This window comes from Streptomyces rubellus, assembly GCF_036323805.1.
Taxonomy (GTDB): domain Bacteria; phylum Actinomycetota; class Actinomycetes; order Streptomycetales; family Streptomycetaceae; genus Streptomyces.
The window spans coordinates 148,661-172,621 of record NZ_JAZDCX010000012.1; the positions used below are offsets into that span (position 1 = coordinate 148,661).

The 23,961-nt window shown below is 73.7% G+C and carries 21 protein-coding genes and 3 pseudogenes; 10 read left to right on the top strand and 14 right to left on the bottom strand.

What is annotated here, in order from left to right:
* Positions 1-70: 70 nt before the first annotated feature.
* The gene (locus V1L54_RS16365) at positions 71-1,615 is read left to right on the top strand and encodes a fused MFS/spermidine synthase (protein ID WP_330118740.1); all 1,545 of its coding nucleotides are present in this window, start codon (positions 71-73) and stop codon (positions 1,613-1,615) included.
* Here the strand turns inward: V1L54_RS16365 and V1L54_RS16370 are convergent.
* On the bottom strand, positions 1,551-2,426 hold the full coding sequence (locus V1L54_RS16370) for an MFS transporter (protein WP_330118741.1): 876 nt from the start codon (positions 2,424-2,426) through the stop codon (positions 1,551-1,553). The two genes, V1L54_RS16365 and V1L54_RS16370, sit on opposite strands and share 65 nt — an antisense overlap.
* A gap of 94 nt (positions 2,427-2,520) precedes the next feature.
* Positions 2,521-2,922, bottom strand: a pseudogene (locus tag V1L54_RS16375) (MFS transporter); the annotation flags it as partial.
* A 130-nt stretch (positions 2,923-3,052) separates the two neighbouring features.
* Between V1L54_RS16375 and V1L54_RS16380 the strand changes: the two are divergent.
* Positions 3,053-3,634 (top strand): CGNR zinc finger domain-containing protein, encoded by a 582-nt coding sequence (locus V1L54_RS16380; protein ID WP_330118742.1) that lies wholly within the window; start codon positions 3,053-3,055, stop codon positions 3,632-3,634.
* Between the two features lie 258 nt (positions 3,635-3,892).
* Here the strand turns inward: V1L54_RS16380 and V1L54_RS16385 are convergent, their stop codons facing one another.
* The 3 genes from V1L54_RS16385 to V1L54_RS16395 are packed head-to-tail and all read right to left on the bottom strand — an operon-like array spanning position 3,893 to position 5,981.
* A complete protein-coding gene (locus V1L54_RS16385; protein WP_330118801.1) occupies positions 3,893-4,432 on the bottom strand; it encodes a TetR/AcrR family transcriptional regulator in 540 nt (179 codons plus the stop codon).
* A gap of 22 nt (positions 4,433-4,454) precedes the next feature.
* The gene (locus V1L54_RS16390) at positions 4,455-5,291 is read right to left on the bottom strand and encodes an alpha/beta fold hydrolase (RefSeq protein ID WP_330118743.1); all 837 of its coding nucleotides are present in this window, start codon (positions 5,289-5,291) and stop codon (positions 4,455-4,457) included.
* A gap of 60 nt (positions 5,292-5,351) precedes the next feature.
* A complete protein-coding gene (locus tag V1L54_RS16395) occupies positions 5,352-5,981 on the bottom strand; it encodes a hypothetical protein (RefSeq protein WP_330118744.1) in 630 nt (209 codons plus the stop codon).
* Here V1L54_RS16395 and V1L54_RS16400 point away from each other — a divergent pair.
* Positions 5,979-6,236: pseudogene (locus V1L54_RS16400) on the top strand (DNA-binding protein); the annotation flags it as partial. The gene V1L54_RS16395 and the pseudogene V1L54_RS16400 sit on opposite strands and share 3 nt — an antisense overlap.
* A gap of 61 nt (positions 6,237-6,297) precedes the next feature.
* On the opposite strand, the gene V1L54_RS16405 reads toward V1L54_RS16400, so the two are convergent.
* Positions 6,298-7,125 (bottom strand): PaaX family transcriptional regulator, encoded by an 828-nt coding sequence (locus V1L54_RS16405; RefSeq protein ID WP_330118745.1) that lies wholly within the window; start codon positions 7,123-7,125, stop codon positions 6,298-6,300.
* Positions 7,126-7,334: 209 nt separating this feature from the next.
* Here V1L54_RS16405 and V1L54_RS16410 point away from each other — a divergent pair, with 209 nt between their 5' ends.
* From V1L54_RS16410 to V1L54_RS16430, 5 genes and pseudogenes are all read left to right on the top strand, one after another.
* Positions 7,335-8,738 carry an MFS transporter gene (locus tag V1L54_RS16410; RefSeq protein WP_330118746.1) on the top strand — a complete coding sequence of 468 codons (1,404 nt, stop codon included), beginning with the start codon at positions 7,335-7,337 and terminating at the stop codon, positions 8,736-8,738.
* Positions 8,739-8,858: 120 nt separating this feature from the next.
* Positions 8,859-9,705 (top strand): annotated as a pseudogene (locus V1L54_RS16415) (helix-turn-helix domain-containing protein).
* Positions 9,684-9,896 (top strand): DUF397 domain-containing protein, encoded by a 213-nt coding sequence (locus V1L54_RS16420; RefSeq protein WP_330118747.1) that lies wholly within the window; start codon positions 9,684-9,686, stop codon positions 9,894-9,896. Before V1L54_RS16415 ends, V1L54_RS16420 begins: the two are co-directional and overlap by 22 nt.
* 263 nt (positions 9,897-10,159) lie before the next feature.
* A complete protein-coding gene (locus V1L54_RS16425; RefSeq protein WP_330118748.1) occupies positions 10,160-11,863 on the top strand; it encodes a hypothetical protein in 1,704 nt (567 codons plus the stop codon).
* 212 nt (positions 11,864-12,075) lie between these two features.
* Positions 12,076-13,278, top strand: coding sequence for a DUF418 domain-containing protein (locus V1L54_RS16430; protein ID WP_330118749.1), 1,203 nt, complete (start codon positions 12,076-12,078; stop codon positions 13,276-13,278).
* A 15-nt stretch (positions 13,279-13,293) separates the two neighbouring features.
* On the opposite strand, the gene V1L54_RS16435 is transcribed toward V1L54_RS16430, so the two are convergent.
* The 8 genes from V1L54_RS16435 to V1L54_RS16470 form a co-directional block, all read right to left on the bottom strand.
* On the bottom strand, positions 13,294-15,126 hold the full coding sequence (locus V1L54_RS16435; RefSeq protein WP_330118750.1) for a type IV secretory system conjugative DNA transfer family protein: 1,833 nt from the start codon (positions 15,124-15,126) through the stop codon (positions 13,294-13,296).
* Positions 15,123-16,568, bottom strand: coding sequence for a putative type IV secretion/conjugal transfer ATPase (locus tag V1L54_RS16440; RefSeq protein ID WP_443076659.1), 1,446 nt, complete (start codon positions 16,566-16,568; stop codon positions 15,123-15,125). Before V1L54_RS16440 ends, V1L54_RS16435 begins: the two co-directional genes overlap by 4 nt.
* Positions 16,569-16,801: 233 nt before the next feature.
* On the bottom strand, positions 16,802-18,298 hold the full coding sequence (locus V1L54_RS16445) for an SCO6880 family protein (protein WP_330118751.1): 1,497 nt from the start codon (positions 18,296-18,298) through the stop codon (positions 16,802-16,804).
* Between the two features lie 227 nt (positions 18,299-18,525).
* On the bottom strand, positions 18,526-19,683 hold the full coding sequence (locus V1L54_RS16450) for a hypothetical protein (RefSeq protein WP_330118752.1): 1,158 nt from the start codon (positions 19,681-19,683) through the stop codon (positions 18,526-18,528).
* 1 nt (position 19,684) lies between these two features.
* Entirely contained in the window at positions 19,685-20,449 is a 765-nt protein-coding gene (locus tag V1L54_RS16455; protein WP_330118753.1) for a DUF8175 domain-containg protein, read from the bottom strand.
* 29 nt (positions 20,450-20,478) lie between these two features.
* Positions 20,479-20,820, bottom strand: coding sequence for a hypothetical protein (locus V1L54_RS16460; protein ID WP_330118754.1), 342 nt, complete (start codon positions 20,818-20,820; stop codon positions 20,479-20,481).
* A gap of 39 nt (positions 20,821-20,859) precedes the next feature.
* Positions 20,860-21,243, bottom strand: coding sequence for a hypothetical protein (locus V1L54_RS16465; protein ID WP_330118755.1), 384 nt, complete (start codon positions 21,241-21,243; stop codon positions 20,860-20,862).
* On the bottom strand, positions 21,240-21,869 hold the full coding sequence (locus tag V1L54_RS16470; protein ID WP_330118756.1) for a DUF6668 family protein: 630 nt from the start codon (positions 21,867-21,869) through the stop codon (positions 21,240-21,242). The genes V1L54_RS16465 and V1L54_RS16470 overlap by 4 nt, the downstream gene beginning before the upstream one ends.
* Positions 21,870-22,087: 218 nt before the next feature.
* On the opposite strand from V1L54_RS16470, the gene V1L54_RS16475 reads away from it, so the two are divergent.
* Both V1L54_RS16475 and V1L54_RS16480 read left to right on the top strand, forming a co-directional pair.
* Positions 22,088-22,882 (top strand): transglycosylase SLT domain-containing protein, encoded by a 795-nt coding sequence (locus V1L54_RS16475; protein ID WP_330118757.1) that lies wholly within the window; start codon positions 22,088-22,090, stop codon positions 22,880-22,882.
* Positions 22,883-22,905: 23 nt separating this feature from the next.
* Positions 22,906-23,871, top strand: coding sequence for a hypothetical protein (locus V1L54_RS16480; protein ID WP_330118758.1), 966 nt, complete (start codon positions 22,906-22,908; stop codon positions 23,869-23,871).
* Positions 23,872-23,961 lie beyond the last annotated feature (90 nt).

Consider the following 23,961-nt stretch of genomic DNA (forward strand, 5'->3'; position numbering starts at 1 on the left):
GCAGGCTGTCGCACCGGCCACCGTCCCGGGGATCCCCGGCACACCGTTCGGCCGCGCGCCGCATGCGAGGATGTCCTCCGTGACCGAATCGTCCTCCCCGCCCGCCGCCGAGGGCACCCCCCGCGACCGCGGCCTGGGTGCCCGTGCCGCCGCCGTGCTCGTGTTCGGGGCCTCGGCCGCGGTCCTGGTGGTCGAGATCGTCGCCCTGCGGCTGCTGGCCCCTTACCTCGGCCTCACCCTCGAGACCAGCACCCTGGTGATCGGCATCGCCCTCACCGCGATCGCCCTCGGCTCCTGGCTGGGCGGGCGCATCGCCGACCGGATCGATCCGCGCCGGCTGCTGGGCCCCGCGCTCGGGGTGTCGGGAGCGGTCGTGGCGCTCACCCCCGCCGTGCTGCGCACCACCGCGGAGTGGGCGCCGCCGCTGCTCCTGTCGATCGCGTCACTGACCATCCTCGTACCGGGCGCGCTGCTCTCCGCGGTGACGCCGATCGTGACCAAGCTGCGGCTCACCAGCCTCGCCGAGACCGGAACGGTGGTCGGCCGGCTGTCCGGCGTCGGCACCGTCGGCGCCATCGTCGGCACCGTCCTGACCGGCTTCGTCCTCGTGTCGCGGTTGCCCGTCAGCGGCATACTGATCGGCCTGGGAACACTGCTGGTGGCCGGCTCGGCGCTGGTCGAGTGGCGAACGCGCGGGTGGAGCGGCGTCCCCGCCCTGGCACTCGTGGTCGTCGCCGGCGGCCTGGCCGCCACGGTCGCGCCCGGTGACTGCGACGCGGAGACCAGGTACCACTGCGCACGGGTCGTCGCCGACCCCGACCGGGACAGCGGCCGCACCCTCGTTCTGGACGGCCTGCGGCACTCCTATGTGGACCTCGAGGACCCGACCTTCCTGGAGTTCACCTACGTGCGCGCCATCGCGTCGGTGGTCGACACCGCCTTTCCCGAGGGCGAGCCACTCGCCGCCCACCACCTGGGCGGCGGCGGGCTCACCCTTCCCCGCTACCTCGCGGCCACGCGGCCCGGGACGCGCAGCGTCGTGTCCGAGATCGACAGCGGGGTCGTGCGCATCGACCGCGACCAGCTCGGGCTGAGGCCCGGAGCCGGTGTCGACGTACGCGTGGAGGACGGCAGGCTCGGCCTGCGGCGGCTGGACGGCGGCAGTCGCGACCTCGTCGTCGGTGACGCCTTCGGGGGCGTCAGCGTGCCGTGGCACCTCACCACGGTGGAGGCGATGACCGACGTACGGCGGGTGCTCAACGAGGACGGCCTGTACGTCGCCAACCTCATCGACCACGGTGAGCTGGCCTTCGCGCGTGCCGAGGCGGCCACCCTCGACGAGGTCTTCGAGCACGTCGCCCTCCTCGGCGAACCCGCCGACATCGGCCTCGACCCGGCCGCCGCCTCCAGGGGCGGCAACATGGTGGTGCTCGCCTCCGACCGCCCGGTCGACCCGCGCGCGATCCAGGAGGCGCTGGACGCCCGGCGGACCGGCTGGAGGATCGCCACCGGCGACGACCTCACCTCCTGGATCGGCGACGCCCGACCGCTCACCGACGACTACGCGCCCGTCGACCAGCTCCTCCAGCCCTACGCCCCCGGGGGCGGCCGCTGACCGGACGCGCGTCCGGGCCCCGCCGCCGCGCCGTCGCCTCCTCCAGGGCCCGCGGGGTCACGGTGCGCAGGAACGGAACGGCCACCAGGAGGGCGGCCACGGCGAACGCCGCGCGCGGCCCGAACCACTGGGCGAGCACCCCCACCAGTCCGGCGCCCAGCGGCATCGCACCCCAGCTGAACAGGCGCGCGGCGGCGTTGTAGCGGCCCATCAGTTCGGTCTTCACCATGCGCTGGCCGATGGTCCGGGAGTTCACCGTCCACAGCACGCCGCCCATGCCCCCGGCGAAGGCGCTCGCCGCCACCGGCCACAGACCGGTGGTGAACACCGGCGCGGCCATCATGGCGGCGGTGCCCAGCAGATCGGCGAACATGACCCGGCGCCGGCCGAGGAGCCGGTTGAGCGGACCCACGGTGAGCGCGCCGACCAGGCCACCGGCTCCGAGGGCGCTGAGCAGCATGCCGTACTGCTGGGCGCTCAGCCCCATCAGCCCGGTCGCCACCAGTGGCATCAGGGCGAGCCAGGCGCCCCAGCAGGCGCACAGCACGGTCAGGGCGAGCGCCATCGTCCGCAGCAGCCGCTGGTGCCACAGGAGGCGCAGGCCCTCGGCGATCCGCTGGTTCACCGAGCCGGTGGGCCGGTCCCCGGCGGCGTGCGGTGCGAACCGGCCGGTCAGCAGGAGCAGCACCATCATGCCGGTCACGTACGCCACGCCGGTGGCGCCCAGCGCGACGCTCGCGCCCGCCGCCACCAGCAGTCCGCCGACGAGGGGGCCGCAGAACTCGTTGCACACCGTCTCGGCGCCGGCCACCCAGGCGTTGGCCCGCTCCAGTTTTCCGGGGGGCGATCGCCATGGGCACCAGGGCGGTGGCCGAGGTGAGGGCGACGACCTCGGCGACGCCCAGGGCGACACCCCCCAGGTAGAGGGCGGAGAGGCTGGTCGTGCCGGTGACGGTGGTGCCGAGGAGCGCCGCGACGGCCGCCAGCCGGACGGCGTTGGCGATCCACAGCAGCCGTCGGCGGTCGTAGCGGTCGACCAGCACGCCGACGTGCAGAGCGGCCAGTAACCACGGGAGCGTGAGGGTGAGTCCCACGGCCGAGACCAGGACCGGGGAGCGGGTGAGCCGGGTCGCCAGCAGCGGCAGTGCCACCTTGGTGACACCGTCCGCGAGGTTGGTGAGAGAGGTGAACAGCACCAGCACGGTGGTGTTCCGCGTGGCCACGGCGTCCGGTGGACGGCTCGGTGGGGGCTGCGGCGGTGCCTGCGGCGGGGACGCGGGGGCCGGTCCGGAGGCGGCCTTCTCCATCGATTAACCTTCCAACGCTTATAGATAGTTAGTCTGGTACGGAACTACCCATGAGAAGCGAGGAGACTGCTAACCTGCCAATCGAAATGGCTGGTTATGTTTCGTTGGTTGGCCGGAACGAGGAGGGCGCATGTCCGAACCGCCTGCGGCGGCCGAGCTGATCATGAACTTCACCAACACCGTCGACCTGGAGAGCGGACGGGAGGAGCTGTCCACGCCCGCCGGGCTCGCCCGCTGGCTGGCCGACGGGGGGCTCGTCGAGCGGTCACCCGACGTCACGGAAGCCGATCTCCGGGCCTGTCTGGACCTGCGCACCGGCATGCGCGAGGCCCTGGACGACGGCGGCGCGCCCGCGTCGCCGCACCGGCTGGCACTCGCCGACGCCGTGCTGGCGCGGCTGCCGGTCATGGTCACCCTGACCGCGGCCACCGCGCCGCCGGACGGCGGACGGCCGCCCGCCGTCCTCGTGCCGTCGCCCGATCTCACCGGTGTGTCCCGGGCCGTGGCGCAACTGGCCGTCGCCTGGGCCGAGCTGGTGCTGACCGGGCAGGTGCGGCGGTTGAAGCGGTGCGCGGAGCGGCGGTGCGGCGAGGTGTTCTGGGACACCTCCCGCAATCACAGCCGCCGCTGGTGCTCCATGCAGGTGTGCGGCAACCGGGCCAAGGCCCGGCGGCACACCGCCCGCCGGGCCGGGACCGGGTCAACCGGCTGAGCCGGTCGGGCCGGTGGTGACCGGTGGCAGACCGGCCGCGAGCCCGGCCGGGTGATGGGCATGGCCCCGGACGCCCGGTCCGCCACCGTGGCTGTCCGGCGGGCGAGGCCGTGGGGGCGGGTGGCGGTTCGCCGGCTCCCGGCTCCCGGCGCGCGGCGGGCACCGCCGGAGTCCGCCGGGTGCGCGGTCACGGTCGTGACCGCGCACCCCCGGTCGGGGTGGTGGAGAACTCCGGATCGCCGCCCCGGCCGGCGGACGTCAGCCGCCGGCCGCGCGCAGGCCCCGGTCGGCGAAGGCGATCAGCCACTCGAAGCTCTCGTCGATGTCGGTGCCCCACTGGAAGCCGCCGGCCGCCTGCAGGGTGGCGAAGCCGTGGCAGAGGCTGCGGAGCATGCGCAGGGCGTGGTCGGTGTCGGACTCCCCGATGTCGTAGCCGCGCAGTACCGCCGTGAACGCGTCGAGCAGCCGCCGCCCCGCGGTGGCCAGCGGATCGTCCGGGCCGGACGGTTCCACGCCGATCGTCGCGGCGTACCGGCCCGGGTGCGCCAGGACGAAGGCGCGGAAGGCGCGCGCGGCGGCCGCCAGGGCGTCGCGGCCCGCGTACCCCTGGACCGCGCCGCCGACGGAGTCGGCGGCCTCGCCCAGCGCCAGGGCCGCGATGCGCCGGTTGAGGTCCTCCTGGCCGCCCACGTGCTTGTACAGGGACGGGGTGCGTACCCCCAGCCGCTCGGCGAGCAGGCCCATCGTCAGCTGGGCGTGGCCCACCTCGTCGGCGAGGGCGGCGCCGGCCGCGACCACGGACGCCGGGGTCAGGCCGGGCCTAGGCACGGGCGGCGTCCGATCGGAGGAAGGCGAGCATGAGCGAGACCACCCGGTCGGGGAACTGGTGATGTGGATAGTGCCCGGCGTCCTCGATCATCTCAAGGCGGCCGAGACCGGGGGGAAGGGCGTCGACGACGGCCGACCCCTCGGCGTGCGGGTCGGCCCAGTCGGGGTCGAGGGTGCCCATCACGACCAGGACCGGGCAGCGGACGTCGCCGAGCCGCGCGCCCGCGTCGGCCGGAGCGCTGCGGCCCATGCCCCGCAGGGCCGCCATCCGCCCCGGCTCGCGCAGCAGGGAGTCGACGCGGCCGAGCCGCTCGGCCCAGTCGGCCGGTTTCACGCCGGGGTAGGCCACGTCGAGGTACGAGCGCCACAGCCGCGCGCTGCCGAACGCGCCCGTGCCGAGCAGCCGCAGCATGCCCTGCCGGAAGCGCCTCACCCGCAGGTCGCCGGGGCGGAACGACTGCTTGCGGGTGAACGGCGCCAGTTCGACGACCGCGGTGACCAGCGAGGGCTCCCGCGCCGCGGCGATGGTGGCGGCCCCGCCGGAGAACGAGTGGCCGACGAGCACGGCCGGGCCGCCCAGATGGCGGATCACGGCGAGCAGGTCGCCGGCGACGGCGGTACGGCTCCAGTCCGGCCAGCCGGTGCTGGACTCGCCGCAGCCGCGCAGGTCGACCGCGGCGACCCGGTAACCCGCCGCCACCAGCGGCGGGATCACGGCACGGTACGCGGCGCGGCTGTCGCCCATGCCGTGCGCGAGGACGACCAGCGGGCCGGCCCCGGTCACCTCGTAGGCGAGCGTGCCGCCGTCGACGGCGAGGTACTCGGTCATGGCGTCCTCCGGAGTTGACTAATGTAGTTAGCTAGAAGCTAATTGTATTAGCTGAACTTGTCAACGGCGAACCCCCGGCACGGCCGGAAGGGCAGGGCGGAGGAGGGGAGGCGCAGGGAGCGCCGTCGGGGATCCGTGCGGGGCCCGCTCCCGCCGGGGCGTGGAAACCGCCGCGCCCCCGCGGGGGCCGCCCACCGCGGTCCCGGTCACGGCGAGCCCCGGTTCGGGGCCGTCGAGGGCGCGACTCCGGCGCGCGTGTCGGAGTCCGGTGCCGCCGCCCGCAAAGCGCACAGGAGAGACGAGTGCGATGCGGACCGGGCCGGGCTCGGGCGGCGGGGCAACCTGTCCCTGCCCGGCTGAGAAGCGGCCGAGCGCCCGCTCCCGCCGGTACAGGAGCGTCAGTGGCGGCGGCGCCATGACGGTGGTGACGACGGCGACCACGACCAGGGCGCTGAACATCGCCTGCGTCACGATCCCCGCCGGGCCGAGGTTGAGCGCGATGAGCTGGACCAGGCCCCGCGCGTTCATCAGCACCCGACCCGCGGCGTCGTTCACGGCACCGGCACCCGGCGCGACCGACCCGAACCGGCTGCCGGTCAGGCCCCGTTCGCTGATGATGCGGGCCGGCACCGGGAACGCGGTGACGGCGAGCGCGACACCGGTGAACAGGGCCGACGCCGCCAGCGGCACGCCCTCGGCCAGGACGCCGCCTTGCGGTGGACCCTTTCCCGTCTCCGGGTGGAGCCCGTCACCCAGGCTCTCGCCCAGGCCGCCGCCGCTCTGCTGCGCGGTGCCGGGCTGCACGGCCACAAGTACGCCATCGACGCCGTGCTGTGCGCGACCGCCCTGGCCCTGCCGGGCCGGGTGACGATCCTGACCTCCGATCCGGACGACCTACGGGCGCTCACCGCCGGGCAGGGCCGGGTGGCGGTCGAGAAGGTCTGAGGGGCGGGCTCCGGCGGCGGCACGGGACGCGCCGGAGCCGGAGCCGGTGGCACCGTCGTCGTCAGAGCTCGATCTCGTCCAGCAGTTCCGCCGCCGCCCGCGCGCCCGGGGCGACCTTCTGGTCCAGCAGGCGGAAGACCTGCTCGGCGCGGATGGCCGGCCAGTGCTCGGGCAGGTGCTCGGCCGGCAGGTGCGGGTCCTGGCGGACGAGTTGCAGCCAGTCGGTGTGCAGCAGGATCTGGCAGGCGAGGTCGTCGTCGGCGACCGGCGGGGTGCTGGTGTCCCACCGCTCCAGGAACGCCCGGTAGCGGGCGGCGACGGCCTCGACGTCGAAGGCGCGGCGGACCAGGTCGGCGGAGTCGGTCAGCCCCGTGGGCCGGGCCCGCAGGGTGGTGATGTGGTCCCCCAGGCCGAGGGGGGCGAGGGCCGCCACGACGTCCCGGGAGCCCGCCGCGATCCACAGGCCGCCCTGGAGCGGGGCGAAGCCGGCCCAGGTCAGCCGGGAGCGCAGGTCGTGGCGCGCGCTGCCCCGGTCGTTGGGCAGGGTGAAGCCGACCAGGGTCCAGGTGCCGTCCCAGTCCCGGTTGATCGCGCCGGTGTCGCGGACCCGGCGGCGTCCGTCCTCCAGCACCTCGGCGGCGTGCGGCGTGAGCCCGAAGTACGCCTTGCGCCCCCTGCGGTGCCGGGCCAGCAGGCCGCGCTTGGTCATACGGGCCAGGGTGGAGCGCACCGCCTCCTCCGACACGCCGAGGCGGGCGAAGACGTCGATGATGCTTCCGGAGTAGACGGCGACCTCGCGGTCCAGCACGTAGATGCCCAGGAAGCTGAACATGAGCGACTGCGGACGGGCCGAGGCCGCCGCGGTGGGCTCGTCGTTGTCGGATGTCACGTCACGAGGGTAGACGAGGCGGCCGATGTTGGTCACAATCTCGACGCAGGCAAAGAAAATGCCTCACTTCGAGTGGATCGGCCGACCGGCCGGTCACGGCCCGCCACCCACCGGGCGCCCCGGGCGGTACGGGCAGCCACGTCAGCCGCCCCGGGAACACCGGTTCCCTCCGGGCCGGCCCCCCTCGGCCGAGCAAGGGAGCTCACGACATGCAGGCCGCTTCCCCCCGACAGCCAGACCGGCAGGCAGCGCACGACCCCGTACAACTGCGCCGGGCGGTGACCTCCAGTTTCATCGGGAGCGTCATCGAGTACTACGACTTCCTCCTGTACGCCACCGCCGCCGCGGTGGTCTTCGCCGAGGTCTTCTTCTCCAACCTCAGCCCGCTGGCCGCCACCCTCGCCAGCTTCAGCACCTTCGCCACCGGATACCTGGCCAGACCGCTCGGCGGCATCCTCTTCGGGCACTTCGGGGACCGGATCGGCCGCAAGCGGATGCTGGTCCTGACGATGTCCCTCATGGGTGTCGCCAGCTTCCTCATCGGCGTCCTGCCCACCTACGAGCAGGCCGGCACCCTGGCGCCGGTCGCGCTGGTGCTGCTGCGCATCGTGCAGGGCGTGGCGGTGGGCGGCGAGTGGGGCGGCGCCGTGCTCATGTCGGCCGAACACGCGACCGGGCGGCGGGGGCTGTGGGCCAGCTTCACCAACGCCGGGGCGCCCTTCGGCATGGCGCTCTCCACCGTCGCCCTCTCCGGGACGGCCGCGGTCGTGGGGGAGGACGCCTTCGTCTCCTGGGGCTGGCGCATCCCCTTCCTGCTCAGCCTGGCGCTGCTGGCCGTCGGCCTGTTCATCCGGCTACGGGTCGCCGAAACCCCGGTGTTCGCCGAGGAGGAGAGGCGGCTGCGGCGGGCGCCGCGCCGGTCCCTGCCGCTGTGGGACGTCGTACGCCACCACCCCCGGGTGCTGCTGCTGGGGATCGGGGTCGGTCTGTCCGCGTTCGTCGTGCAGGGCATGCTGACCACGTACCTGATCGCCTACGCGGTGAACGGCGGCTACGAACGGCAGACGGTGCTCCACAGCCTGGCGCTCTCCTCGACCCTGGCGGTGGCCGGCATCGTGGGCTGGTCGGCGCTCTCCGACCGGCTGGGACGGCGCCCGGTGGTGACGGCGGGCGCACTGGCGGTGGCGGCCTACTCGTTCGTGCTGTTCCCGATGGTCGACAGCGGCAGCACCGGGATGCTCGTCCTGGCGCTCGTGGTCGGGCAGTCGCTGCTGCACCCGCTGATGTACGGCCCGCTCGCGGCCCTGTACACGGAGCTGTTCGCCACCCGCAACCGTTACACCGGCGCGTCCCTCGGCTACCAGATCGCCGGTCTCGGCGCCGGCTTCGCACCGCTGATCTTCACCAAGGTGCAGGCCGAGACCGGGGACGACGCCACACTGATCATCCCCGTGATCGTCGCCGCGTTCTGCCTGGCGACGGTGGTCTGCATCGCCGTCCTCGGCGAGACGAGCCGCACCGACCTGGCCGGCCCGGCCCCGGACGGCGCGGTCCCGGACGGTGCGGCGAAGACGGCCACAGGGGACCCGGCGAAGACCGCCCCCCTCGGGTGAGCCCGACCGGCTCACCCCGCCCGGTCACGCGAGGCGGACTACGGCGCGTGGCGCGATCGCCACACGAACGCGTCCGGCCGTCGTCCACCGCAGTGCCCCGAAGTCCGAAGGGGGAGCGCCATGTCCCAACGGCGTCCCGTCACCGGCCGCAGCCAGGAGCCACGCCGACGTTTCGCGGAGGAGGTGCGCAGACTGCGGACGGCACGCGGGGTGAGCCTGCGCCGGCTCGGTGAACAGGTGGGCTGGGACTGGTCGTTGTTCTCCAAGATGGAATCGGGCGACACCCTCGGCAGCCCGGAGGTCGTCGAGGCACTTCGACACCCACTACGAGACCCCCGGGCTGCTGCTGGCGCTGTGGGAGCCGGCGACGGGCGACCGCACGCAGTTCCGCGAGCGGTACCGGCGCTACATGGAGCTGGAGGCGGAGGCGACGAGCCTGTGGCACTTCGCGGTGAGCGTGCTGCCGGGACTGCTGCAGACGCCGGCGTACGCGCGGGAGGTGCTGGCCGCGGGCGGGCTGACGGGGGAGGAACTGGAACGGCAGGTCAAGGCGCGGACGAGCCGGCGGGAACTGCTGGAGGGGAAGAACGCCCCGCCGCTGAGGACGATCCTCTCGGAGGCGGTGCTGCGCACACCGCTGCGGAACGCGGGGGAGTGGCGGGAGCAGTTGGAGCACCTGCTGGAGACGGCCGAGCGGCCGAACGTCACGATGCAGGTGCTGCCGCTGAGCGCCGGCATGCACGGGCTGGCCAACGTTACCGTGATGTTCCTGCGGCTCCCGGGCGGACACACGGCGGCCTACCTGGAGAACGGCTACCGGGGCGACCTCGTCGAAGCGGACGCCCCGGTCGAACGCCTGCAACGCGCGTACGATGCGATGCGCGACTCCGCGCTGTCCCCTGCCGAGTCGCAGAAGTTCGTCCTGGCCATCCCGGAGGAAGTGCTGTGCGACGACTCATCGACCTGAGCACCGCTGACTGGCGCAAGAGCAGCTACAGCAACTCGGACGGAGGCGAGTGCGTCGAGGTCTGCGACGACTTCGCCGTCGTCGTACCCGTACGGGACAGCAGGACCCCGCAGGGACCGGTGCTCGTCTTCCCGGCGGAGGGCTGGTCCTCGTTCGTGTCGGCGGTCAAGAACGGGCACCCGACCGCCTGAACCCGGAAAGCCGGTGGCCCCGCGATCCGGATGATCGCGGGGCCACCGGCTTTGTCCGGGAGGCGGCGGCACGGGATACCCGTCGCACCCATGCCGCCGGACCCGCTAGAAAGCCCGCCGGGGGGCGCACTTCGGTCGGCCGCCGCGCCGGGCGACATCCGGTGCGAGGTCGGGGGAACCGGGATGCCCCACACCGCGAGGTGTGTGCGCCGCCCTGTGCACACCGACCACTGCACCGCGAGAGACGGGCGGGAAAAATCCATATGAGGAAGACTCTGAAACGGGCCGCGGGCGGCCCCGGGGGGATCTGCCGGAAGGCGCTGTCAGCCGTGCTGACGACGGCCCTCTCGGTGGGAACGCTCGCCCTTCTCCCGGCAGCCGCGACGGCCGCCGAGGACTCCGCGCACGAGGACTCCGCGCGGGTGCCGACGCAGTCGAACACCCCGCCCGACAGGCCCTCCAATCACTCCACCAGCCCGTCCGTGCCCTGCGCCGGCGGCGTCATCGGCCTCACCACCCACGTCACGCTGCGCGCCGAGGTGAACGACGCGGAGGACGACAGCCTCACCGCCGAGTTCCGCTACGCACCCGAGGGCGGTCCGGCCGTGACCGCCGAGGTCGGGGCGGCCAGCGGCTCCGTGGCGAGCGTGCGCATCCCGTCGGACGGCCTTCGGGAAGGGGTGACGTACTGGTGGGAGGTCAGGGCCGGTGACGGCACCGCCCACAGCCCCTGGACCGACCGGTGCACGTTCAGCCTGGACAAGGAGCGCCCGTCGAGCCCGCCCGGGGCGTACTCCGAGGAGTTCCCGGAGGACAGGGACGGCAACCCGGTCCGTACGGAGGGGGAGTTCACCTTCACCGCCAACGGCGTGGACGACGTCGCCCGCTACGTGTGGTGGACCGATTCCGACCGCCGTGAGCGGTCCGTCGACGCCGACGGGCCCGGCGGTTCCGCGACGATCACCCACCGGCCGCTGCGGCCCGGTCCGCAGTTCCTGTACGTCCGCAGCCTCGACGCCGCGGGCAACGGCTCCGACCGGAAGTCCTACCTCTTCTATCCGGCGAGCCCCCCGCACCGGGACAGGCCCGGTGATCTAGACGGCGACTCCGCCGTCGACCTGTGGCTCGTCGACCCGGACAGCGGAGCCCTGCTGTTCCACCTGGGCCGGGGCGACGGCACGTTCGCGCCGGGCCGCCGGGTCGGTGACGAGCGGTCCTTCGGCGACGCGGTCATCACCCACCGGGGCACCTGGAACGAGGACCACTACGAGGACGTCGTCATCCTGCGCCCCGGCTGGGCCGACCCGTCGGTCAAGGAGCTGTGGGTCCACGAGGGCAGTGGCGACGGCGGACTCGACGGCACGGGCAACGGCAGTTGGCGGCTGGACGTCGTGGACGACGCCGACAACCACTGGGCGGACGCCGACCAGATCCTGTCCGTCGGCAGCCTCGACGACGACGACGGCGACGGCAGGGTCGACGACAACGACGCGCCCGACCTGCTGGTGAAGTCCGGCGGGGAGCTGTGGCTCTACTTCGGCCACCGGGGGAGCCCGCTCATCGACTGGCCCCAGCCGGTCCGGCTCGGCGGCGCCGACTGGCAGGACATGACGCTCCTCGCGCCCGGCGACCTGAACGGCGACGGCCTGCCCGAGCTGTGGGCCCGCGACACCGTGAAGGGCGCGATCCACCAGTACACCAGCCGCCCGAACCCGGTGGCGGACGAGGTCGCCGCTGCGGACCTGAGCGTGTACGCCGACCCGGCCGTCCGCGCCACCTCCATCGGCGGTGGCTTCACCGCCGCCGCGTACCCGCACCTGTCCACCAACGGCGACTTCGAGGGCGACGGCTTCGCGGACCTGTGGGCCCGGGACGACCGGGGCGACCTGGTCGGATTCTCCGGCCGTGCTCTCGCCGACGGCTCCGCGTTCGGCCCGGCCCGCCCGCTGGTCACCGGCAGGCCGTAGCGATCCGGCGAACGACCACGGCCGCCGGGCACCCTCGGGTGCCCGGCGGCCGTGTCGCGTCGGCTGTCCTGCCGTGCCCCGGCGCCGCCGCTGAACCGTCGCCGGGCGCGTGCCGTGGTGACCCCCTGAGCCGCGGTCGGTGCAGCCCTTCACGGGAGGTGCCCCCCGCGGACTCGGCTGCCATGACGCCGAACCGACCAGGGAGGCCCGAAATGCCCTACTCATCCCGCACCCCGGCACGTTCCCCCGCCGGCCCGGCGCCCGCACGCGCGCCGGGCCGCGTCCGGGAGATCGACGTCCTGCGCGGGTTCGCACTGCTGGGCATCCTCCTGGTCAACGCGCGGCTCATGGCCGGGCCGCACGTCGGTCCCGGCGGAGAGCCCGTCACGTCGGGCGCGGACGAGGTGGCCGGGTGGCTGGTCACCGCCTTCGTCAGCGCCAAGTTCTATCTGCTGTTCTCGTTCCTGTTCGGATACAGCTTCACCCTGCAGCGGGCCGCGGCCGAGCGCGCGGGTCAGGCGTTCGCCCCCCGGCATCTGCGCCGCCTGGCCTGCCTGTTCCTGCTCGGCCTCGCCCACGGGGTCCTGTTGTTCCCCGGCGACGTCCTGATGGTCTATGCGGTGCTGAGCCTGCCGCTGTTCGCGCTGCGGAACCTCGCGCCGCGCACGGCGCTGCGGATCGCGGCCGTTCTCGTCGCCGGGACCGCGGCGTGCCTGCTGGCCTGGGGTCTGCTCACCGTCGCCTACGCGGAGCCCGTGCCCCCGCGGGAGGTCACGGCCGCGGTCGGCGAGACGGTGGCGGAACGGCGGGGTGATCCCGGCACGGTCGTCGGGGCCAATCTCGGGTGGCTGCGCGGGGTGCTGGTCTGGAACGCCGCCTACGGCGCCGACATGCTGGCGGCCTTCCTGGCGGGGCTGGCCGCGGGCCGGCTCGGGGTGCTCGCCGAGCCCGGCCGGCACCGCGCGCGGCTGCGGCGCGTCGTCGCCGCCGGTCTGCCGGCCGGGCTGGCCGGCGGCGTCCTCATGGCGGTCTGCCGCAACGGGCCGCTCGACGTGCGCTGGTACGACGTCGGGTCCGCCGTCGGTGTGCTCACCGCCCCGGCGCTGACCGCCGCGTACGTCTGCGGCCTGCTGCTCCTGCTGGACACCCGGACCGGCCGGCGCGTCGGCGCTGTACTGGCCCCGGCCGGCCGGACGGCGTTGACCAACTACCTCGCCCAGTCGCTGGTGATGGCGCTGGTGTTCACCGGTTATGGCCTGGCCTGGTACGGCCGGTTCGGCGGTTCGGCGGTCGTTGCCGGGTGCCTCGTGCTGTACGCCGCGCAGCTCGCGTTCAGCGGGTGGCTGACGCGCCGCTTCCGGTACGGACCGGCCGAGTGGCTGCTGCGCGCCGCGACGCTGGCGCGCAGGCCGTGACGGACTACGGACCGATCACCGGACCGTGTCCTTGCGCAGGGACACCGCGTCCCGCTGCCACCTGTCCGCGCCGCCGGCGTTCCCGGACGCGGCGGTCCCGGACCAGGCCCGGCCGGCGCGCTCGGTGATCGCCGCCGTCTCCGCCTTGGCCGCCGCCGAGATGGCCCCCGCGCCCGGCTCCTTGTACCAGGGGCGCAGCTGGATCAGGGCGGGCCGCACCCCGGTGGCCAGCAGGAGCGCGCTGCCCTTGGGCAGGGCGCGGATCTTGTCCGGGGGCAGTACCGGGTCCAGCCGGTAGGAGTAGGAGCGGGAGGTGCCCTCCTTGCCCTTGGAGACCGACGGGGTGCGCACGTCGTGCTGGCCGACGAGCTTGGAGATCTTCTCCACGAAGTCGGCGTCGTCCAGACCCGCGCCGAGCAGTTTGATCGTGGCCGCGCTCCACATCGCGTCCATGCCCGCCTCGCCCCACACGCGGCTGCCCTGGCGGTAGCTCTGGAGGAGGGTGACGACGTTGATGCCGCGGGAGCCGAAGTGGCTGTACAGGTCGGGCAGGTCGGAGATGCGGCAGACGTTGGCGGCCTCGTCCAGGACGGCGGTCATCGGCGGGTCGAGCCGGCCGCCCATGCGTTCGGCCGCCACGACGCCCGCGCGCATCGTGGTGTCCGCCAGGCCCGCGATCACCCCGGCGGCCGAGCCGCCGCCGTCCTTGGACAGCAGGTAGAGGGTGTCCCGGCCGAGCACGTGCTCGTGCGGCCGGAACTCCGGAATGCGCGGGTCGGGCGTCACCCAGGCCACGATCTCCGGGTCGAGCAGACAGGCCACGCACTGCCGGGCGGTCTCGTAGATGCCGTCGCGGGTCTCCACCGCGCCGCGGACGGTGCCCTGCAACTGCTCGGCCATGGCGATCATGCCGACGTCCCGCAGCAGGTCGACCGGTGTGCGGTCGGCGGGGTCGGCGAGCCAGGCCAGCAGGTCGAGCACGGAGCCCTTTCCGCGGGCGGCGGCCAGGAACAGCGCGGTGAGGGTGTTCTGGGCAGCGGAGATCCAGAAGTCCTTCTTGGACTGGTCGTCGTTGACGGAGGCCACGAAGTGCCCGGCCAGACGGCGGGCGCCCTCGATGGTGTGGCAGTCGGAGAGGATGTCCCACCACATCTCCCGCGGGGCGTGGGCGATGCCCTGCGGGTCGAACGTCCACACCCGGCCGGCCTTCTCGCGCTCGGCGCGGGTGACGGCGTACACGTCGGACTTGTTGGAGGTCAGCAGCACAGCGCCCTGAGCGCGCAGCACGCGCGGGACGGCGATGCCGGTGGACTTGCCGGCGCGCGGCGCCATCAGGTCGAGCTCCACGTCCTCGAAGGAGGAGCGCAGTTCGGGTCCGTCCGGCGCGAGGTCGCCGAGGAGGTTGCCGGTCTCGTCGGGATGGAGCCGCTCCCGGCCCTTGAGCGAGGGGCGCAGCTCGCGGGCGCGGGCCGCGATGCCCGCCGGGCCCAGGGCGGCCAGCTCCCGCTTCCCGGCGAGCCCCTTGGGCCGGGCCAGGAAACGCAGCACCCGGCGCAGGACCAGGGCGCCGGCGGCGGCGACCGTGCCGAAGAGCAGCACGATGCCGGTGATCACCCCGGCCGGCGACGCGCCCGGCCACAGCCTCCCCGGGCCGCCGGTGAACAGGGTGCCGAAGGTCGACAGGGTGAACGGCGGTGGGTGCCAGCCCCCTCCGGTCAGCGCGGCGCCCAGTGTCCCACCGAGCCAGACGCCCCCGAACACCACCAGGCCCGTCCCCGCCACCAGCACGATCGCCCAGGGCGCCAGTTCGCTGCCGTACATCCGGCCCTTGGCCGCGGCCTGTGTCATGCGGTCCACCCCCGCTGCGGTGCCGGCCCGGGGAGACCGGGGAGGCCGGGGACGTGCGCGGACGCCTCTTCGCCGGGGGGCTTGTTCGCCGCCCACCGCTTGTTGGTGTCGTGCAGGTGCCGCTCGGTGTCGGTGATGGCGACCTGGATCGGGATGCCGGGCCGGCCGCCGACCTTGATCAGGAAGCGGCCGCGGCCGGGTGGTTCCTCGCGCTCCCCGTGCGCGGCCCAGCCCGGCGGCGAGGACCAGGAGGAGACCAGGGAGATCTCCCGCCGGGACAGGCCCACGATCCGGCCCAACTCCTCCATCTCCTGGCGCGGCAGCCCCGCGCACACCACCATGCCGGCGCGCTCGACGAAGCCGCGGGCCTTGGCCCGGTCGGCGTCGGTGCCCAGCGCCTCGGCGTCCTTCAGGGTGTGCGTGATCTTGGCGTCGCCCAGACCGAGGGTGCGGTTGAGCCGGGTCAGGGCGTCGATGCGGTCGACGATGCCGGTGGCCGCGCGCAGCGGTCGCCACAGCTCGTCGAGCACGGTGAAGAACCAGCGCCGGGGGGTGAGCCCGGCGTCCGCCAGGGCGTGCGAGGCGGCCACCGTGCCCAGCCCGTCGGACCAGGCCGCCAGCATCGCCGCCGCGGTGAGCTGGGTGTCCGCCTCCCCGATCCGGGAGATGTCCACGCACACCGCGGACGCGTTGAGGTCGATGCGGGTGGAGGTCTCGGAGGCGAACGTGTCCCCGAGCGGCCCGTCCAGGATGCCCAGCAGCGAGCGGTGCAGCGGGTCCACGGCGTCGCGGTAGCGGGCGTCGTCCCCGCGGTCCAGGGTCACCGCCCGTACCCGCTCGGGCCCCTCGGTGAGGACACGCAGCAGGTCGGGCAGCAGCGGCGCGCGGCCCGCCGGTGTGCGTTCGCGCAGATGGTGCAGTGCCGCGGACAGCACGGACTGCTCGTGGTCGTCCATGGGGCGGTCGCGCACGATGGTGACGAGCGCGGCGACCACGTTGAGGACCCGCCCGTGGGCCTCGGCGGCCAGCATCCGGCCGGCCTCGCCGCCGATCCGGACGGCGGCGGCACCCATGGCGCCGGGATCGAGGACGTTGATGCCGCCCATGCCCCGCCCGACGGAGATGACCTGGCCGTTCAGGGCGCGCACGGTGTCGGCGTAGTCGGGCTTGAGGTCACCCAGCACCAGCGGCACCACACCGGTGGCGGTCAGACCGATGAGCATGCGGTTGACCAGGGTGGACTTTCCCAGGCCCGGCATGCCGAGCATGAACAGCGAGGGGTTGGAGATGTAGTGGGCGCGGGTGAACCACGACAGCGGGTCGCCGCACACGGTGGCCCCGGTGTACAGGTGCTGCCCCAGCGGGACGCCGGTCATGGGCGCGCCGGAGCCCGCCGCGAACGGCCACAGCCCGCAGGCCTGCACGGTGGTGGCCCGCCACATCGCCGGCGGGTCCAGATTGGCGATCCGGCCGCCGCCGGGACCGGGCCAGCCGAGCGAGGAGGCCGGTTCGTCGCGGGGCTGGACGGGTTTCCCACCGCCGGCCTTCCCCTTGTTCCGCTTGTTCTCGCGCCGCCGGTTCCGCTCGGGTCTCCTGTCCGGGTCCTCGTCCCGGTGGACGATCCCGTCCGTGGTCTCGTCCACGATCTCGTCCGTGCCGCGTGCGTCCTTGGTCCTCACAGTGCTTCCTTCAGCTCGCGCGGTACCAGCGTGTACTCCCACGGCAGGATCCCGGCCGGCAGCGTGCAGCTGAACGCCGCCGCCTGCATCCGGTCGGCCGGGCGCATCAGCAGCCGTGCCCCGGCCAGCAGGTTGCGCACCGTCGCACTCGCGTCCGCCAGTTCCTCGTCGGTGTCCACCGTCACCGTGACCATCAGGGAGAACTCCACCAGGCCGGCACCGGTGGCCTCCTCGACCGCCGTCTGCTCGGCGGCGCGCACCTCGTTGGCGGCCCGCGCCTGCACCATGCCGCGCCGGGAGGTGGCCATGAACTGCGCCGTCCGCCGGTCGGACTCGACGATGCGCGCCGAGGTCGCCGGATCGATGGGCCGGTACAGCAGCGCCACCCGCTTGCGGCGGGTGCCGGGCGCGTCCTCCAGCAGACCGCGCAGCACGTTGGCGCGCACCGTGCCGCGCGGTGCCAGGGTGAGCAGCCAGGTCCGCGACACCCCCGAGTCGTGCTGGTACGCGTTGACCTTCTCGACGGTCGCCGCGGGACCGGCGTCCTCCCAGTCCAGGCCGGTGCCGCCGTGGCGGGTGCGCGCGTCGAGGACGTCTCCCGCCACGGCCGGGTCGTACGCCACCCGTACGACCTCGGCGATGCGCTCGGCCGACAGGGGGGAGGCGGGGCCGCCGCCCGCGCTCACCACGCCCGCCAGCAGACCGGGGATGCGGACGGCCAGGTCGGCGACGATGTCCTCGGTCCTGCGCTTCTGCCCGGAAGGCGTTCCGTAGGTCAGCGTGAGGTAGGTGTGCATCTCCGACGACGCGGCCGGATACCGTTCCACCACTTCCTCCATCACCGCCCGCGCCGCCGCCGGGGCCTTGGGGTCGATGCGCGGCAGCACTTCGTTGGCCAGCCGGGTTCCCGTGTCCGGAGCGGTCTCCACCACCACGGAGGCCCCGCGCAGGCCCGGTTCGCCGGACAGCCGGGCCAGCCACTGGCCCCAGGACGCCACCCAGTTGTCCACCTGGTCGGGATCGACCAGGGAGCCGCCGTCCGGTTCGCAGCCGAGCACGATGGTGTACAGGTTGCGGCTGCGGTGGTGCAGCACGCCGAACGGCTGGTCGTAGGCGTCCCGGCCCTCCAGGACCCGGACCCGGCTCAGCAGTCCCGGCGGGCGGAACCGGCCTCCCGGCCGCGGGGACAGCGGGCCGGAGACATAGGTGGTCGTCCCCTTGGCCTTGCGCCGGAACCAGCCGACGCGCACGGCGAGGAGCTGGTAGATGTTGCGTCCGTCCTGGGTGCGCACCGCCATCGGCAGCAGGACCGCGGAGAGGAGGACGACCACGGCCAGCGCGGCCTTCAGCGAGGCCAGTGACACGAACAGGGCGAGGACGATCCCGCCGAACACTCCGACGGTGCCGATGAGGCCGAACGGCCCCAGCCCGGCCCGCCGGGGCCTGCGCCAGTTCCCGTAGGTGGGGTCGACGACAGCGGCTTCGATGGACATGGGATACCTGTCCCTTTCTGGATGGTCGTGGGGTGATGGTTCCGCGGGAAGGGCCGGGCCCGCACTGCGCCCGCGTTCCCGGGCTCTCGCCGGCGGGCACCCGCCCGCTCCGCCGTGGGGTCTCCGCGGCGGAGCGGGCGCTCACGGTGCGGCCTGCGGACCGGGGCCGGGGGCCGGGCGTGGCGGGGTCCCGGGGACCTCCGCACCCGACCCGGCCGCAGTCAGTGTCAGTCCTCCCGGTTGGCGCCCTCGACCCCGCTCTTGGTGATGTCCGCGACGCCCTTGGCGCCCTGTGCCACCACGGCCGCCGCCGCGATCGCCGCGGTGGCCGCGGTGGCGCCGCCGGCCGCCTGGCCTCCGCCCGACGAGGCGCCTCCGCCTCCGCCTCCGCCTCCGCCGAACGAGCCCGTGGAGTGGCCGCCCCCGGACCCCGACCCGCCCTGGGCCCCCGACCCGCCTTGGGCCCCCGACGGGCCCTGGGCCCCGGAGGGCGATCCGCCGCCGGCCGCGCCACGGGTACTGTCCTCGGCGGCTCCCTTCGCCCAGGAGGCGGCACCGGTGGCGATGCCCATGGTGGCGTTCCCGACCGAGTCGCCGCCGAGAGCGGCCGTCGCCGGGACGACCACTCTCATCAGCGCCGGCAGGGCGATGGCCGACAGCAGCAGCACGCCCATGCCCGCGATCTGCGTGTCGATCTGGTCCTCGCCCGCCGAGTTGACCATGACGGCCCCCGAGTACAGCACGAGACTGACCGTGGGTTTGTACAGCAGCCAGGCGACCAGCCAGCCGATGTGCTTGCGCCACCAGGTGCCGCCCCAGTCCGTCATGGACGCGGCGGCGGCCATGGGGAGCGTGCCCATCAGGATGATCATCACGCCGAGCCGTATCCACATCAGGAGCGCGTGGATGATGCCGGCGATGAGCAGCAGGCACCCGATGACCAGCAGCAGCATGTCCGGGATCGAGTCGTCGCAGTCGATGGACGACATCAGGGCGTCGAGACTGCCTCTGAACAGGTGGTCGGAGTACCTGTCCATGAGGATGGCGAACGTGTTGATCACGGTGCTCGCGGCGGCGCTGACCACGACGATGCGCAGCACGCCCTTCAGCGCGGTCTGGCCCGCGTCGCCGCGCCGGTCCAGAGCCATCTTGACGGCGGCGAAGAGGATCGAGCCGAACGCGAGATACACGATGATCCACTGCGTCTGGTTGCCGATCTTGTCCGACACGGCCTGATCGGTCGAGTCGATGTCCCCCACGGCCTCGAAGATCCCGATGGCGCCGCGCATCACGATCTTGGCCACCATCTCGATCATTTCCCCGACGGGGTCACCGAACATCCCGAGGAAGTCGATGCCGCCCTCGCACTTGTCGGCCAGGTGCATGTCACGCTCCCCACAGGACGAAACCGCCGGGCTCCGCCCGCCGCACCAGGGAATAGAGGGACCCGTCGTCCCGGGGCACGACCTTCCAGTCGCCGTCCCGCCAGCGCACGGACACCGATGTCGACAGGTGGCCGCCGATGGGATTGGTCACGAGCAGCCGTACGGTCGCGGAGTCGCCCGAGTACGAGGTCAGGGAGAAGCCCGTGAACCTCCCCACGGCACTCTCCTCCGAACTCGTCTCCTGGGCCGTCTTGCTGATGACGAACCGGTCGCGCGCCTTCCCTGGCACGAGCTGCTGCTCCGCGACGGCGCGCCAGCCGGCGCCGCTCAACTGGACGGGGATGATGTGCGCCGCCAGCACCGCCCCCAGGGGCGTACGGGCGAAGCACCACCACGGCGCGGTGCCGGTGCGCAGCGGCCCGGCCGAGGGCGAGGTGGGCACCATGAGGACGACGAGCTTCCGCCACCGCACGTCCGCCGGCGCGGTGGTCGGCCGCGCCGTGTCCCCGTCGTCGGTGCGGCAGTTCTCCGGCCGCCCGTCCGGACCGCTCCGGACCCCGTGCGGGTCGCCGGGGGACAGCGGGCCGCTGAGCCCGGCGAGGGCCTCCTGGCTGCCGGCCGTGATGTCGGCGCCCTTGCCGCCCGTCACCAGGGCCAGCAGCGACACGGCCACGAGGACACCCAGGAACGCGGCCGAGTTGATCCAGCCGCGCTGTTTGTAGAAGGGCCCGTCGGGCGGGGCCTGTTTGCGTCTTGTGCCGAACACGTCGATGGCCTCTCTGCGGTCGACCGGCCCTAGGCGCCGAAGAGGAACCGGACCACGGGTCCGGCGGTGGACACGAGGACGCAGCCGCCCAGCACCATGCCGAGGCGGCTGAGGTGTTCGGAGCCCTCTCCGCGCTTCATGGAGACGGCCATCATGACCCCCGTGATCATCACGCCCGCCACACCGGCGGCGGTGCCGGCCCACGCGGCGATTCCCAGTACGGTGTCGACCGCGTCGGCAAGGGCGCCCGGGGCGTTTCGCGTCGGGTCGGGGACTTTGTTGGTTCCGTCGGTGCCGCCGGTCGTACCGCCGTCGGGGGCGGCCAGGTAGTTCTCCCCGGCCGGGTGGAGGGAGAGCAGGGTGTCCTTCATGAGATTCTCCGTTGTCGCAATGAGTCAGGGTGGGTGCCGCTAGCGGAGGAGATAGGGCGACACCACGAACTGGACGATCGGTCCCGCGGTGACGCCGAGAACACAGGCACCCAGGACGAAGAACGCCCCCCGGAAGTACGTCGCCCCCTCGCCCATCTCGCCGCGGCGCAACTGCATGGCCATCTGGAGGCCCACGATGATCAGGCCCGCCACGGCGGCGGCCGAGACGCACCAGGCGAGGTAGCCGAGCAACTGCTCGGCCTGGGGACTGGGGTTGAAGGGGCCGTTGGGCCCGAAGTCCTCGGGCCGGATCGATGCCGGCGACGCCGCGCCCAGCGTCACCCACCCGTCGGGGCATTCCCCGGACAGCTCCAGGGCTTCGCGCCGGGCCGCGCAGCCGTCCGGGGTGGCGGTGGAGTTCACCGCGGCCCCCCCGTACGTCCGGAAGAGTCCGGGACGAGGCCGGCCAGCCTGCGCACTTCCCTCGGCGGCGGGTCGGCCTCCTCGCCGAGGCGCCAGGCCGGGACCCAGGGAACGCGGTGGACCTTGGCGGCCGACCGCAGCACGCGCACGCGTCGGCCGAGCGGGCGCGGCAGCCGCCCCGGTGCGTCGGCGACGAGTACGACGGCGATCAGGCGCACCCCCGTGGGGTGGTCCCCCTTGCGCAGTGCGTTCAGTGCCTGGGACACCGCCCGCATGCCCGTCGCGTGAGTGCGGGCGACGAGCAGCACCCGGCCGGGTTCGCCCCGGGCCGGTTCGGGCCACCGGCGGCCCACGTCCGCGCCGCCCAGCGCGTGCGCGAGCGTGCTCGCCCCGGCACCGCCGTGCGCGTTGACCCAGGCGACCGGCTGTCCCCGGTGCGGCGACCCGGACCGCTCGGCCGGCGCGGCGGGCCCGGCCGGCCCGGTCACCGCCGCGGGCGGCGGTGCGGCCTGCGCCGCGGGCCGGGCCCGCGTGTTCGGCGCGGCCGGTGCCGGGGCGGCCTGCTGAGCGGTCGGTCCGCGGACCCACAACTGCCGGCCGGCGGACGTCGCCGATGGGACGTCCATGTGCCTCCCCCCTTCCTCGTGTTCCCTCGTGTCGCGTATCGCGACGGACCCCGTATCGCCCCGCAATGAACTGAATTGAACTGATGGGCCGCCGTGTCCGTTGCGGCGTGCGGGCTCGCGGTGATCCGTCGGGCAGCCACTACGGGAAATCGGGTGACCCGGTTCAAGGCCGCCGAGGATCCGTGTCGTGCAGGCGAACGCAAGGGATGTGACTGGTCGTGAGTGGTACCGCGGAGGAGGAGCAGAGCTCAGCCGAGAAGGGGAGGAACCTCGCGCTCATCGGCGCCGGTATCGGACTCGGGTCCATGGGAGGGGGCCTCCTCCTGATCACCCTGCTCCTCATCGGGGTGTTCGTGGTGTGCGCCATCGGGTTCATCCTGTGGCCCCTTGTGATCATCTGCGACATCTTCGGCTGCGGAGACGGCGATGGTTCGGCGCAGGTGAACAGTGACCAGGTCGTGGAGGCGTTCCAGGGCGACGGAGGGGGTGAGCTGTACTACGACAGCCTGCCCTCGAAGTACCACCAGCCCATCCAGGACGCCGGGGCGGAGTGCACGCAGATCGGCCCCGTCGTCATCGCCGCGCAGATCCAGCAGGAGTCCGCTTTCAACGAGAGCCTGGTCGGCCCCGACGGGGCCGAGGGCATCTCCCAGGTGCCGCCGGACAAGTTCGAGGAGTTCGGCGAGGACGAGGACGACAACGACGAGACCTCCGCCCTGGACTTCGAGGACTCGATCGGGGCGCAGGGCAAGTACATGTGCTCGCTGGCCGAGGAGATCGACACGCTCATCGCCAACAACGAGGTCGAGGGCGACCGCCTGGACATGACCCTGGCGGCGTACGACCTGGGCCTGGACGCGGTCAAGCAGGCGAAGGGCGTGCCGGACGGCTCGCGGGCGCAGAGCTACATCATCGGCGTCAGGACGTCGTTCGCCCTGTACTCCGGGGCCATCGCACCGCCGTCCGGATCGCCGTACCCCACCATCACCCCGCTGCCCTTGCCCGAGCAGTGACCAGTACAGCAGGGAGCCACCACGTGTCGGACACACACACCGGCCAGGACCGGCAGGACCACGGCGAACGGGACCGCGGGGCCCGAGGCGGCACGGCGGGGCGGCCGGAGTCCCCCGTCGGCGTGCTCATCGGCGCCGACGGCAGCGCGACGATCGACGGCGAACCCCTCCGCGTGCCGGAGGGTGAGCCGGTCCACGTCGCGGTGCTCGACGCGGTGCACCGCCGGGCGCGGGCCCGGGGCGAGCCCGTCGAGGCGGTGATCCTCGACGGGCAGGAGGGCGACGTCACACTCGTCGAGGTCGCCCCCGACGGTTCCAGTCGGCTGCTGCGCCACGAGGAACACGGTGGGGAACACGACAAGGAACACGGCGGGACGCCCGGGGCGGAGCCCCGCCCCGCCGCCGGACGGCCACCCGCCGACGTCCCGCCGCCCGAACCCGCTCCGGCCGGGCCCGCGCACCCGGACGGAGCACCGACCGGTGCCGCGGACGCGCGGGTTCCGGAGGCGGTCCCGCCCGAACTGGCCGAACTGGTCGGGCTCGTGTGCCGGTCCCTGGACGCCGGCGCACGGGAACGGGCCGCGGCGCTCGCCTTCCGGCTGCGGGAGTACACCGTGCGCGCCTTCGGTCCCGAACACCCCCACACGCTTGAGGCCCACGCCCTGGAGGCGTTCGTCGCGCACCGCAGCGGCAACCACCGTCTCGCCACGGTCACCTGCCTCGAACTCGCCCGGATCCGCCACCGGCAGGGCGACCCCCGGGTCCGTACGGACCTGACGCGCGCGGCCGCGGCCTGGTTGCTGAACGACGACCTGCCGTCCGCCGTCGACCATGGCCGAACGCTGCTGGCCGCGGTGCTCGCCGTATGGCCCGAGCACGCGGAACAGGGCGGGGCGGCGGTGCCCGACGCCGCGGTGCCGCACCTCGTCAATCGCCGTATGCACGCCCTCACCGCCGGGTCGGCCACCGGTGTGACCGGAGCGGCCTGACACGGAGAAGAGCAGCTCAGCCGGGCCTCAGCCGGGCAGTGGGGGCGGGACGCCGCGAGATGTGCGGCCCCGCCCCCGCGCAGGCGTTGC

What these genes read in the sequence shown, in the direction of transcription:
- V1L54_RS16365 (WP_330118740.1), top strand. Translation starts at nt 71, where the DNA reads ATGTCCTCCGTGACCGAATCGTCCTCCCCGCCCGCCGCCGAGGGCACC.
- V1L54_RS16380 (WP_330118742.1), top strand. Translation starts at nt 3,053, where the DNA reads ATGTCCGAACCGCCTGCGGCGGCCGAGCTGATCATGAACTTCACCAAC.
- V1L54_RS16390 (WP_330118743.1), bottom strand. Translation starts at nt 5,291, where the DNA reads ATGACCGAGTACCTCGCCGTCGACGGCGGCACGCTCGCCTACGAGGTG.
- V1L54_RS16410 (WP_330118746.1), top strand. Translation starts at nt 7,335, where the DNA reads ATGCAGGCCGCTTCCCCCCGACAGCCAGACCGGCAGGCAGCGCACGAC.
- V1L54_RS16425 (WP_330118748.1), top strand. Translation starts at nt 10,160, where the DNA reads ATGAGGAAGACTCTGAAACGGGCCGCGGGCGGCCCCGGGGGGATCTGC.
- V1L54_RS16430 (WP_330118749.1), top strand. Translation starts at nt 12,076, where the DNA reads ATGCCCTACTCATCCCGCACCCCGGCACGTTCCCCCGCCGGCCCGGCG.
- V1L54_RS16435 (WP_330118750.1), bottom strand. Translation starts at nt 15,126, where the DNA reads ATGACACAGGCCGCGGCCAAGGGCCGGATGTACGGCAGCGAACTGGCG.
- V1L54_RS16440 (WP_443076659.1), bottom strand. Translation starts at nt 16,568, where the DNA reads ATGTGGCGGGCCACCACCGTGCAGGCCTGCGGGCTGTGGCCGTTCGCG.
- V1L54_RS16445 (WP_330118751.1), bottom strand. Translation starts at nt 18,298, where the DNA reads ATGTCCATCGAAGCCGCTGTCGTCGACCCCACCTACGGGAACTGGCGC.
- V1L54_RS16450 (WP_330118752.1), bottom strand. Translation starts at nt 19,683, where the DNA reads ATGCACCTGGCCGACAAGTGCGAGGGCGGCATCGACTTCCTCGGGATG.
- V1L54_RS16460 (WP_330118754.1), bottom strand. Translation starts at nt 20,820, where the DNA reads ATGAAGGACACCCTGCTCTCCCTCCACCCGGCCGGGGAGAACTACCTG.
- V1L54_RS16470 (WP_330118756.1), bottom strand. Translation starts at nt 21,869, where the DNA reads ATGGACGTCCCATCGGCGACGTCCGCCGGCCGGCAGTTGTGGGTCCGC.